Annotated in this window: 10 protein-coding genes; 5 read left to right on the top strand and 5 right to left on the bottom strand. The window is 65.9% G+C overall.

The annotated features are described in order from the left end of the window. From WBB07_RS19855 to WBB07_RS19835, 5 genes are all read right to left on the bottom strand, one after another. Positions 1-748, bottom strand: a 748-nt coding sequence (locus tag WBB07_RS19855; protein WP_526310102.1) for an ABC transporter transmembrane domain-containing protein, incomplete at its 3' end; no start/stop codon positions are given. Further along, positions 735-2,333 (bottom strand): thiol reductant ABC exporter subunit CydD, encoded by a 1,599-nt coding sequence (gene cydD / locus WBB07_RS19850; RefSeq protein ID WP_526310101.1) that lies wholly within the window; start codon positions 2,331-2,333, stop codon positions 735-737. The genes WBB07_RS19855 and cydD, both read right to left, overlap by 14 nt. 68 nt (positions 2,334-2,401) lie before the next feature. Further along, a complete protein-coding gene (gene cydB, locus WBB07_RS19845; RefSeq protein WP_526310100.1) occupies positions 2,402-3,478 on the bottom strand; it encodes a cytochrome d ubiquinol oxidase subunit II in 1,077 nt (358 codons plus the stop codon). Between the two features lie 27 nt (positions 3,479-3,505). Beyond that, complete coding sequence (locus tag WBB07_RS19840) at positions 3,506-4,969, bottom strand: cytochrome ubiquinol oxidase subunit I (protein ID WP_526310099.1); 1,464 nt, start codon at positions 4,967-4,969, stop codon at positions 3,506-3,508. A gap of 130 nt (positions 4,970-5,099) precedes the next feature. Further along, positions 5,100-5,660, bottom strand: a complete 561-nt coding sequence (locus tag WBB07_RS19835) for an HdeD family acid-resistance protein (protein ID WP_526310098.1) — start codon at positions 5,658-5,660, stop codon at positions 5,100-5,102. Between the two features lie 221 nt (positions 5,661-5,881). Here WBB07_RS19835 and WBB07_RS19830 point away from each other — a divergent pair, with 221 nt between their 5' ends. The 5 genes from WBB07_RS19830 (at position 5,882) to macS (ending at position 11,546) form a co-directional block, all read left to right on the top strand. Further along, the gene (locus WBB07_RS19830) at positions 5,882-6,808 is read left to right on the top strand and encodes an ABC transporter substrate-binding protein (protein WP_526310110.1); all 927 of its coding nucleotides are present in this window, start codon (positions 5,882-5,884) and stop codon (positions 6,806-6,808) included. 3 nt (positions 6,809-6,811) lie between these two features. Beyond that, positions 6,812-7,762, top strand: coding sequence for an amino acid ABC transporter permease (locus WBB07_RS19825; protein WP_526310097.1), 951 nt, complete (start codon positions 6,812-6,814; stop codon positions 7,760-7,762). Next, on the top strand, positions 7,759-8,520 hold the full coding sequence (locus WBB07_RS19820) for an amino acid ABC transporter ATP-binding protein (RefSeq protein ID WP_526310096.1): 762 nt from the start codon (positions 7,759-7,761) through the stop codon (positions 8,518-8,520). Before WBB07_RS19825 ends, WBB07_RS19820 begins: the two co-directional genes overlap by 4 nt. A gap of 125 nt (positions 8,521-8,645) precedes the next feature. Continuing rightward, the gene (gene stpK7, locus WBB07_RS19815; RefSeq protein WP_526310109.1) at positions 8,646-10,403 is read left to right on the top strand and encodes a serine/threonine protein kinase StpK7; all 1,758 of its coding nucleotides are present in this window, start codon (positions 8,646-8,648) and stop codon (positions 10,401-10,403) included. 9 nt (positions 10,404-10,412) lie between these two features. Continuing rightward, entirely contained in the window at positions 10,413-11,546 is a 1,134-nt protein-coding gene (gene macS, locus WBB07_RS19810; protein ID WP_526310095.1) for a MacS family sensor histidine kinase, read from the top strand. The last annotated feature ends 16 nt before the right edge of the window (positions 11,547-11,562 follow it).

The raw sequence follows: 11,562 nt of genomic DNA, 5'->3' as shown, positions 1-11,562 counted from the left end.
GCACAGCGGCGCCGACGGCGGCCGGGCGGGCGGCCAGGTCCAGCGCCGCCCCCCAATCGTGTTGCCGCTGCCGTGTTTCGGCGATGACGGCCGGTAATCGGCCGCTGACACGCAGTTCCGGCGCGTGCTCGAGGGCCAGCATGGCCAGCACGTCCCGCTGGGCATGGAGCTCGCGTGCCGCCGCCTCCTGTGCGGTGGCGCCCCGGGCCGCCAGCCAAGGCGCCAGCACACCGGCCACCGCCAGGCAGATGGCCAGCACCAGCGCCGCCGCCGGTGAGATGATCGCGATGACAACCACCGCCGCGACGGACAGCACCACGGCCACCGCGATCGGAAGCACCGCCCGCACCAGCGCATCGGCCACGGCGTCGACGTCGGAGCCCACCCGCCCGGCCAATTCGCCACCGTCCAGGCGCGCCACCACGTCCACCGGGCCGTCGGCGAGACTGCGGTAGAGCTGTGTGCGCGCGGTGCCGGAGGCCCGCAGCGCCACGTCATGTGAGGCGAGCCGTTCACAGTAGTGCAGCACCCCGCGGGAGATGCCGAGTGCCCGAACTGCCACCACGGCGATGGTGAGGTCCAGAATGGGCGGCATCTGCCAGGCCTTGGTGATCAGCCAGGCCGATACCGCTGCCAATGCCAGCGCGCTGCCCAGCGACAGCACCCCGCACAGCGTGGCCAGCAGCAGCCGGGGCAGCCGGGGTTTCAGCAGGGGCAACACCTGCAACAGGGGGTCAGGCCGAAGCATGGCTGCCCACTTCGATGATCTGGTCGGCGATGGCCAGCACTGGCGCGCGGTGCCCCACCATCACGACGGTCGAGCCGGCGCGGGCGCGGTCGACGAGGGCGTCGAGCACTGCTGCCTCGGTGGCGGCATCCAGGTGGGCGGTGGGCTCATCGAGCAGCAGCACCGGCGCCGCCGAGCCGAGAGCCCTCGCCAATCCCAGTCGCTGTCGCTGGCCCAGCGACAGGCCCACGCCGCCGCGTCCGAGGACCGTGTCGAAACCCTGAGGTAACTCGGCCAGCACCTGGTCGAAGCCGGCAGCGCTGCAGGCGGATTCGGGATCGACGAGCTCGCCGAACAAGGTCAGGTTCTCGGCGACCGTGCCGGGCACCAGCACGGGACGCTGCGGAAGCCAGCTCAGCTGTGCCCACCACGCGTTGCGCTCCAGATCTGCCACCACGACACCGGCCACGCTCACCTGCCCCGCCGAGGCGGTTGTCAGCCCGGCGATCACCTGCAAGGTGGTCGACTTCCCCGCCCCGTTCGGCCCGGTGAGCACCGCCACCCGCCCCGGTTCGATCACGGCGTTGAGCTGCTCGGGCGCAAAGCCGGAACGGCTGAGCACCGAGAGGGCTTCGATCCGGATCGGCGCGCCGGCAGCCCGCACCGTGCGAGTGCCGGACGGTGCGGTGGTGGCGGTGTCGATCAGCGCGAAGGCGCGGTCGGCGGCGGCCTTTCCGTCTTGGGCGGCGTGGAATTCGACGCCGACCCGACGCAGCGGCCAGAACACATCCGGTGCCAGCAGCAGCACGGTCAGCGCGGTGGCCAGGTCCAGATGCCCGTACACCAGCCGCAGCCCGACGCTGACGGCGACCAAGGCCACCCCCAACGTGGCGATCAACTCCAGCACCAGCGAGGACAGGAAGGCGATCCGCAGGGTGGCCATCGTCGATCGACGGTGTGCCGTGGAGAGATCGGTGATGCGTCCCGCCGGCCCGTCGGCCCGGCCCAGTGCGCGCAGCGTCGGTATTCCGGCGATCAGATCGAGCATCCTGGACTGCAGTGTGGTCATCGCCGTCAGCGCGGCTGCGGAGCGTTCCGCGGTGGCCAGACCGATCAGCACCATGAAGATCGGGATCAGCGGCAGTGCCACCAGGACGATCGCGGTGGCCTGCAGATCGAACACCGCCATCACCACCACCGCCGCCGGGGTCAGCAGCACGGCGAGGATCAGTGCCGGCAGGTAGGCGGTGAAAAAGGGCCGCAACCCGTCGAGCCCACGCAACACCACCACGGCGGCGTCGTCGCGCCGTTCGGCGAGCAGGCGCGGATCACCGGAGGTCACCGAATCCAGGACTCGCCCGCTGAGGTCGGCGATGGCGCCGCTGGCTCCGTGCTGGCTGAGCCGGCCCTGCATCCACTGGGCGGCGGTGCGCAGCAGCCACACCGCAGCCAGCAGGAGCAGCTGCGGTGTCCACTGCGACAGCGTTCGCTGACCGGGGTCGGTGACGATCGCCGCCACCATGTGGGCCAGCAGTACCGCTGAGGCCAGGGCACACCCCGTGATCACAACACCGCAGCAGACCGAGGCGACCAGGAACCGGCGCACTGCGGCGGAGGTTCGCCACAGCCGCGGATCCAGCGGTGCCCGGCCTGCCGATGCGGATTTTTCGGTAGTCAGGAGGTGCGTCCCGGCAGGCCTATCGGATCTGGGATCCGGTCAGCTGAGATCCGTTGCCGGAAAACCCAGTACGTCCAGGATTGGTAGATGATGACCATCGGCGCGCAGATCGCTGCCGCCCACGTCATGATCTTCAGCGTGTAGGGACTCGACGACGAGTTGTAGATCGTCAGGCTCCACTCCGGGTTCAGTGTCGAGGGCACCAGGTTCGGGTAGAGCGCACCGAACAGCATGACGACCACCGCCGCGACCACCAGGGTGGTCGAGATGAATGCCAGCCCGTCCCGAGTTCCCTGGTGCAGCAAGGCGACTGCGGTGAGCTGGGCAACGACGGCAATCGCCAGCACCGCCCACATCCAGGTCTTGCCGTGGGCCAGTTGGGTCCACACCCCGAAGGCGGCGACCAACAAGGTCACCGGCACCGTCAGCAGGCGGGCCACCCGCAGCACATCGGTGCGGATCTCGCCCGCGGTCTTGAGGGCCAGGAAGGATGCGCCGTGCAACAGGAAGAGTCCGCCGGTGGCCAGGCCGCCCAACAGTGTGTAGGGGTTGATCAGCGCACCGAACGTCAGCTGGATCTGGTGATCGGCGTCGACGGGCAGTCCGTGGGCCAGCGAGGCGAAGGCGACACCCCAGAGCACCGCGGGGAGCCAGGACCCCACCGCAATGCCGATATCGGCGCGGGTCCGCCATTTCGGGTCGTCGATCTTGCCGCGCCACTCGATGGCCACGATTCGCATGATCATCGACAGCAGGATTGCCAGCAGTGGCAGGTACAGCCCGGAGAAGACTGTCGCGTACCAGCCGGGGAACGCCGCGAACATGGCGCCGCCGGCGGTGATCAGCCAGACTTCGTTGCCGTCCCACACCGGTCCGATGGTGTTGAGTACTGCGCGGCGGCGTTTTTCCACCGTCTCGGCAGGCAGCGGGGCCGTACCGGACTCCCCGCCGGTCCCGCGCAGGCGCGCGAGGGGTTCCATCAGCATGCCGACGCCGAAGTCGAAGCCCTCGAGGATGAAGAACCCGAGGAACAGCACGCCGACGAGGATGAACCAGAACTCTTGTAAGCCCATGATGATCTCCTGGGTAGGCGAGGGGACTCAGTAGGCGAACGAAAGTGGGGCGACGTCATCGTCACCCGGTGGTTTGGGTGGCGCCGGCTCGGAATCGTGTTCCTGTGGGCCGGCAGTGATGTAGCGGCGCAGCAGGTAGAACCAGATGACCGCCAATACCGCGTAGATCAGGGTGAAGCTGATCAAGCTGGTGAGCACCATGCCCGCCGAGTGTTGCGATACGCCTTGTTGGACGGTCAGGTGGATGTCGGGATCGCCGTCGATGTTCGGTACCACCACCCAGGGCTGGCGGCCCATCTCGGTGAAGATCCAGCCGGCGCTGTTGGCCAGGAAGGGGGTCGGCAGGGTGATGAGCGCAAATGTCGAGAACCAGCGCTTGTTCGATGTCCGGCCGCCACGGGTCAGCCACAATGCGGTGAGCGCAAACAGCACCGGGATCACCAGCAGGCCGATCATCGCCCGGAACGACCAGTAGGTGACAAACAGGTTGGGGCGGTAGTTGCCGGGGCCGTACTTCTCCTCGGCTTGCGCCTGGAGGTCTTCGACACCCTGCAGGGTGACGCCGGTGAACTTGCTCTCGGCCAGGAACGGTAGGACGTAAGGCACCTTGATGAGGTGGGTGACACTCTCGCAGTTGTTGTGGGTGCCCACCGTCAGGATCGAGAAGTCGGGGTCGGTTTCGGTGTAGCACAACGATTCCGCCGATGCCATCTTCATCGGTTGTTGCTCGAACATCAGCTTGCCCTGGATGTCGCCGGTGAAGAACAGGGCGACCGCCGACACCAATGCCACCCAGCAGCCCAGGATGGTTGCGGGCCGGTACATGTTCCTGGCTTCGGTTGCGGTGCCGTCGGTTTTGAGATTGTCGCGCACCATCAGCCAGGCGCAGACGGCGGCGACAAACACACCGGCCGTCAGGAATGCACCGGCCACGGCGTGCCAGAACGCCGCGATGCCGGTTTCGTTGGTGAACAGCGCGACGATGCTGAGGAGTTCGGCGCGCCCGGTCTCGGGGTTGTAGTGGGCGCCGACCGGGTGCTGCATGAACGAGTTGGCACTGATGATGAAGAACGCCGAGGCGTTCACCGCGAGCGCGACGATCCAGATGCAGGCCAGGTGCACCAACCGGGGGAGCCGGGTCCAGCCGAAGATCCACAGTCCGATGAAGGTGGATTCGAAGAAGAAGGCGACCAGGCCTTCCATTGCCAGGGGAGCGCCGAAGATGTCACCGACGAAACGGGAGTACTCGCTCCAGTTCATCCCGAACTGGAACTCCTGGACGATGCCGGTGGCCACCCCGATGGCGAAGTTGATCAGGAACAGCTTCCCGAAGAACTTGGTCAGCCGGTACCACTCGGTGCGGCCGGTCACCACCCACATCGTCTGCATGACGGCGATCAGCGGCGCCAAGCCGATCGTCAGCGGAACGAAGATGAAGTGGTAGACCGTGGTGATGCCGAACTGCCATCGTGATACGTCGAGGGCGTCCATGTGCAACTTCTCCCGGGGCCGGCCGTGCTGAGTACTACGTGTCTACGACACAGAGTAGTAGTTGCGTGGTCGCAGGACTACCGATTCGACGGTCGCACCCCAGTGATATCCCCGACAAGGGACTTTCGGGCTACGCCGAAAGGGCTTTGGATTCTTTCCGGATGCCGAAGGCCATCACGATCTCGAAGATGCCCGTCACGATCAACCAGATACCGACCACCAGCGCCAGTGTGGCCAGCGACTGGAAGGGCATGACCATCATGACGATGCCGGCGATCAGGGTGACGACGCCGAAGAAGATCTCCCAGCCGCGGCCGGGCAGCGTCTTGTCGCTGATCGCGGAGGCGGCGGTGGCCACCCCACGGAAGATGAATCCGATGCCGATCCAAATCGCGAGTAGCAGAATGGAGTCTTCCAGGCTCAGGAAGCACAGCACACCCAGTACGGCGGCGGCCAGGCCGCTGATGAACAGCAGTACCTTGCTGCCGATCGGGGCGCGCAGGCTGAATGCCAGGACCACCTGGGCGATACCGGTGACCAGCAGATAGGCGCCGAAGAAGATCGCGGCCACCAGGATCGAGATGCCGGGCCAGGCAACAACGGCGATCCCGAAGAGAACCGCGAGCACACCCGACACCAGCGTGGACTTCCACAGGTGGGGCAAGAGGCTTGGAGCTGTAAGCGTTCCCATGCGCGAAGTGTGGCATAGCGGGGTTGCGAAAGCGTCGGTTTTTGATCACGGTTCGATGTGCCAAGAACGCAGAATGCCTGTGATAAGAGGGTGCTGTCGTTAATGTTCGGTTACCGGGACTGCGCGCTGGGTTTCCGGTGGTTAAGGTCGTCGGCGGTTCGAGACGGACGGCACGACGACCCGATGCAAAGAGAAGAGGCACCGTGGAAGCTGGAGAAATCGTGGAAGCTGGAAACCAGAATCGCCGAGCACGTCCAGGTCGGTGGTCCACCGCAGCGCTGTTCGCGGTATCGGGAGCCTTGGTGCTGTCCGGTTGCGCAGCAGGCAGCGACAGCGGCGGAAACAAGGAGACCACCTCCGCCGGGGCAGCGCCCTCGGGGGTCGAGGAGATCGCCAACACCGTGCCCGAGGACATCAAATCCACCGGTAAATTGGTCGTCGGCGTGAACATTCCCTACGCCCCCAACGAATTCAAGGACGAGAGCGGCCAGATCATCGGCTTCGACGTCGACCTGATGAATGCGGTGGCCGCCACCCTCGGCTTGACCGCCGACTACCGGGAGTCCGACTTCGCGAAGATCATCCCGTCGATCCAGGGCGGAACCTTCAACGTCGGTATGTCGTCGTTCACCGACACCAAGGAACGTGAGCAGACCGTCGATTTCGTGACGTACTTCTCGGCTGGCACCCAGTGGGCGCAGAAGCCGGGCGCGGGTATCGATCCGAACAATGCCTGCGGTAAGAGGGTTGCCGTCCAGGCCACCACCTTCCAGGAGACCGACGAGCTGCCCGCCAAGAGCAAGGCCTGCACCGATGCCGGTAACCCGGCCATCACCATCGTGCCCTTCGACGGTCAGGATGCCGCCACCAACGCGGTGATTCTCGGCCAGACCGACGCCATGTCGGCGGACTCGCCGGTGACGGCGTACGCCATCAAGCAGAGCAACGGCAAGCTGGAGCAGGCCGGTGAGATCTTCGACGCCGCGCCATACGGCTGGCCGGTGGCCAAGGGGTCGGCGCTGGCGCAGTCGCTGCAGAAAGCTCTCGAGCACCTCATCGAGACCGGTGAGTACGAGACGATCAGCACCAAATGGGGTGTCCAGGAGGGCATGATCGACAAGCCCGTCATCAACGGCGCGATCAGCTGATCGATGAGTGCTGACGCTTCGCCGCCATCCACCCAGAAAGCCGCCCCGCCGCCGACCGGTCCTGCTGCCATAGACGCGGTCCCACTGCGGCATCCGTGGCGGTGGGTGGCGGCGGGCGTCATCCTCGTCCTGGCCGGCCTGTTCCTCTATGGAGCGGCCACCAATCCGGCCTACGGCTGGTCGACCTACTTCGAGTACCTGTTCAACGAACGGGTCCTGACGGTCGGTGTGCTCAACACGCTGCAGCTGACCGTCTATTCGATGGTGCTTGCGATCCTGCTCGGCATTCTGCTTGCCGTCATGCGGCTTTCACCCAACCCGGTGTTCCGGTGGGTGGCGTGGGCGTATCTGTGGATCTTCCGTGGCACCCCGGTGTACGTGCAGTTGGTGTTCTGGGGCCTGATGCCGACCATCTACCAGAACATCCAGCTCGGTGTGCCGTTCGGGCCGTCATTGCTGCACTTCAACCTGCAGTCGCTGTCATTCCCGTTTGCGCTGGCGATCATCGGTCTGGCCCTCAACGAAGCCGCCTACATGGCCGAGATCATCCGCGCCGGAATCAGTTCCGTGCCCGAGGGGCAGCTGGAAGCCTCCACCGCGCTGGGCATGTCCTGGGGCCTGGCGATGCGGCGCACGGTGTTGCCGCAGGCGATGCGGGTGATCATCCCGCCGACGGGCAACGAGATCATCAGCATGCTGAAGACCACCTCACTGGTCACCGCCGTGCCGTTCACGCTGGATTTGTACGGCATCACCTCTCGGGAGATCGCCGCGCGCATCTTCGAACCCGTGCCGCTGCTGATGGTCGCGGCGACCTGGTACCTCGTGGTGACCAGCATTCTGATGGTGGGTCAGTACTACCTGGAGAAGCACTTCTCCCGTGGCGCGTCACGCAAGCTCACCACCAAGCAACTCGAGGTGCTGGCCAAGGCGCAGATGGGGGAAACGCCATGACACCGATGGTGAAAGCGGAAGCCGTCTGCAAGGACTTCGGTGCGCTCAAGGTCCTCAAAGGCGTGACCCTCGAGGTGGATCGGGGCCAGGTACTGGTGCTCGTCGGTCCGTCCGGGTCGGGCAAGTCGACATTCCTGCGGTGTATCAACCACTTGGAGCAGGTCAACGCCGGACGGTTGTACGTCGACGGCGACCTGATCGGCTACCGGGAACGTGGCGGCAAGCTGCACGAGATGTCGCCGCGAGACGCCGCCAAACAGCGCCGCGACATCGGCATGGTGTTCCAGCATTTCAACCTGTTCCCGCACCGGACGGCGCTGGAGAACATCGTCGAAGCGCCGGTGCAGGTCAAGGGCGTCAAGAAAGCCGAAGCGGTGACCCGGGCCAAGGACCTGCTCGACCAAGTGGGACTGTCCGCCAAAGCCGATGCCTATCCCGCACAGCTGTCCGGCGGTCAGCAGCAGCGGGTGGCCATTGCCCGGGCGCTGGCGATGAGCCCCAAGCTGATGTTGTTCGACGAGCCCACCTCGGCGCTGGATCCGGAACTGGTGGGTGAGGTCCTTTCGGTGATGAAGACGCTTGCCTCAGAAGGGATGACGATGATCGTGGTCACTCACGAGATGGGCTTCGCCCGCGAGGTGGCCGATCAGTTGGTGTTCATGGACGGCGGCGTCATCGTGGAAAGTGGAAAGCCGCGCGAGGTGCTGGGAAATCCGCAGCATGACCGCACCAAGGCGTTCCTGTCGAAGGTGATGTAACCTCAAGCGACCCGATCCGGGGGGTTTGGTCGCTGTCCAGGAGTTTGCCGGTGGATGCTCACAGTGACGGGTCGTTGCGGCCCTTCGGGCATTACCAGTTGCTGGAGCTGCTCGGTCGCGGCGGTATGGGCGAGGTCTACCGGGCGCGCGACACCAAAACCGACCGGATCGTTGCGCTGAAGGTCCTGCCGCCGCATCTGGCCGAAGATGTGGTGTTCCAGCGGCGGTTTCGCCGGGAATCGCAGGCCGCCGCCGGTGTCGATGACCCTCACGTCGTGCCGATACACAGCTACGGGGAGATCGACGGTCGGCTCTATCTGGACATGCGGCTGGTAGAGGGCCTCGATCTCGGCACCATTTTGGCCGAACGTGCTCATCCACTGGGGAAGCGACTTGCGGTCAAGGTGGTGGAGCAGGTGGGGTCGGCACTCGACGGCGCCCATGCGGCGGGTCTGGTCCACCGCGACGTCAAGCCGTCCAACATCCTGATCTCCGAACGTGAATTCGTCTATCTGATCGATTTTGGTTTGGCCCGCACCACCAGCGATCCCGGATTGACCACGGCGGGCAGCACACTGGGCACTCTGGCCTACATGGCGCCGGAACGCTTCAGCGGCGGCCAGGCCGATCCGCGCTCGGACATCTACGCACTCACCTGTGTGCTCTACGAATGTCTCACCGGCAGCAGGCCATACCCCAGCGACAGCCTGGAACAGCAGATCGCCGGCCACATGGTCACCCCGCCGCCGCTGCCGTCGGACAGTGATCGCAGGCTGGCCGCATTCGATGCCGTGATCGCCAAGGGGATGGACAAGGACCCCGCGAAGCGTTACCGCACCGGAGCGGAGCTGGCCGCGGCGGCGCGCCGGGCGCTGGAGAGCCCGGTACCGCGAATCGGGCAGCACAAGGCGCGGCACTCCGCGCACCGGGCACCCGCGCGTCGCGGCGACCGATCGCGCCGGTGGGGTTTTGTCGTCGCCGGGCTGTGCGTGCTGCTGGTGGCGGTAGGCGGGGTTGCCGCGTGGCAGCTCCGGGGCCAGAGTTCCTCGGGCGGCGCGCGGTCGGCCAGTCTGGCAGAGAGCAACGCGGCACCTGGTGACGCCGGGCCTGCAGCGGTTTCGGCGATCGCGGCCACCGTACCCGCTGACGTCCGGGCCACCGGCCGGATGGTCATTGGCGTCAATGTTCCCTACGCGCCCAACGAATTCCGGGACACCCGCGGCGAATTGGTGGGCTTTGACGTCGATTTGATGAATGCGGTGGCCCGGGTGCTCGGTCTGAGGCCCGACTATCGGGAAACCGCTTTCGAAACGATCGTGCCGTCGGTGCAGTCCGGGACCTTCAACGTGGGAATGTCGTCGCTGACCGACACCAAGGCCCGGGAGGAGAGCGTCGACTTCGTCACCTACTTCCAGGCGGGCACGTTGTGGGCGCAGCGACCGGGTGACACCGTCGATCCCGCGGCCGCCTGCGGGCTGCGAGTCGGGGTGGCCTTCGGCACCATCCAGGACACCGACGAGATCCCGGCCAAGAGCGACACCTGTGTGGCCGCCTCGCAGCCACCCATCGAGAAAGTGGTCTACACGAGTCAGGACGATGTGACGGCAGCGTTGATGTCCGGTGCCGTCGACGCGATGTCCGCGGACTCTCCGGTGACGGGGTTTGCCATCAAACTCAGTGGTGGTGGGCTGGAGGAAGCTGGGGAGGTGTTCGATTCGGCGCCCTATGGGTGGCCGGTGGCCAAGGGGTCGCCGCTGGGTGAATCACTGCGGCAGGCACTCGAGCACGTGATGGGCACCGGCGAGTACCGCACCATCGCCACCATGTGGGGCGTCGAGAGGGGCATGATCGAGGCCCCGGCGCTCAACGGTGCGGTGAAGTAGAAATTCGGTATGTCTCACCAACCAGATCGGGATCCCTGTGGGCCGCTGTGGCGGGCCGCCCAGGTGTTCCGGTTGCTGAGTTTCGTTTACGCGTTGGGCTTTCAGGTGGTCAGCAACGGCGAGCTGGACCGCCCGGTGCTGGGGTGGCTGCTGTTTGCCGTGTTGTCCGTCTGGACTGCCGCGTGCGGCGTTGCCTATCTGCGGGGTTTTGGACGCCGGCCGGTCTGGGTGCTGAGCGAGATCGTGGTGGTGTGCGCGCTCATCATGTCGACGGAGCTGGTTGCCTCCTCGGGATGGATCGCCGACAACCAGTCGTTGCCGACGACATTGTGGGCCACCAATGCGACCATCTCGGCGGCGATTCTGCTGGGTCCGGTGTCGGGCATGTTGACCGGCGTTGTCATCATGGCGGTGTATGCCTTCCTGAAGGGGTACGTCAGCCTGGATTTGGCACGCAACGCGACCATGGTGATCGAACTCGCGGTGGGGCTGGCGGTGGGGATGGCGGGTCAGACTGCGCGGCGTGCCCACGCCGAATTGGAACGCGCCACGCGACTCTCGGCGGCGGTGGCCGAACGGGAACGGCTGGCCCGCCAGGTGCATGACGGTGTCATCCAGGTTTTGGCGCTCGTCGCCAAGCGTGGTCGTGAAATAGGCGGAGCCACAACAGAGTTGGCTGATCTGGCCAGTCAGCAGGAACGTGCGCTGCGCCGGCTGGTGAGCGCAGAGGTGGTGGACCCCGAGCCCGACTCTGCGTTGGTGGACATCGTGGCGGGTCTGCGGTTGCGGGCCGGGGACCGGGTGGTGGTCAGCCTGCCCGCCACCCCGGTATTGCTCGACGCGGAGGTCGCCGCTGAACTCGAAGCCGCGGTGGGCAACGCCCTGGACAACGTGGTGGCCCATGCAGGGCCGGGCGCCACCGCATACGTGTTGGTCGAAGATCTGGGAGATGAGGTGACGGTGAGTATCCGTGACGACGGCGTGGGGATCGCGCCGGGGCGGTTGGAACAGGCCGTCGCGGACGGGCGTGTCGGGGTCTCGAAATCCATTGTGGGGCGGCTGCAGGCGCTCTCGGGTTCGGCGAAGCTGACCACCGACGTCGGTGGCGGCACCGAGTGGGAATTGACGGTGCCTCGTGGCTGACGGGCAGCCGCTGACC

This window comes from Mycobacterium sp. (assembly GCF_049647605.1).
In the GTDB taxonomy this organism is placed as follows: Bacteria; Actinomycetota; Actinomycetes; order Mycobacteriales; family Mycobacteriaceae; genus Mycobacterium.
The sequence above is the reverse complement of the archived record's forward strand: the minus strand, read 5'-3'. Positions and strand labels throughout refer to the sequence as shown.

Bases quoted from the DNA above. Each gene is read 5' to 3' on its own strand.
- cydB (WP_526310100.1), bottom strand. From the start codon at position 3,478: ATGGGCTTACAAGAGTTCTGGTTCATCCTCGTCGGCGTGCTGTTCCTC.
- WBB07_RS19840 (WP_526310099.1), bottom strand. From the start codon at position 4,969: ATGGACGCCCTCGACGTATCACGATGGCAGTTCGGCATCACCACGGTC.
- WBB07_RS19835 (WP_526310098.1), bottom strand. From the start codon at position 5,660: ATGGGAACGCTTACAGCTCCAAGCCTCTTGCCCCACCTGTGGAAGTCC.
- WBB07_RS19825 (WP_526310097.1), top strand. From the start codon at position 6,812: ATGAGTGCTGACGCTTCGCCGCCATCCACCCAGAAAGCCGCCCCGCCG.
- WBB07_RS19820 (WP_526310096.1), top strand. From the start codon at position 7,759: ATGACACCGATGGTGAAAGCGGAAGCCGTCTGCAAGGACTTCGGTGCG.
- stpK7 (WP_526310109.1), top strand. From the start codon at position 8,646: ATGGGCGAGGTCTACCGGGCGCGCGACACCAAAACCGACCGGATCGTT.
- macS (WP_526310095.1), top strand. From the start codon at position 10,413: ATGTCTCACCAACCAGATCGGGATCCCTGTGGGCCGCTGTGGCGGGCC.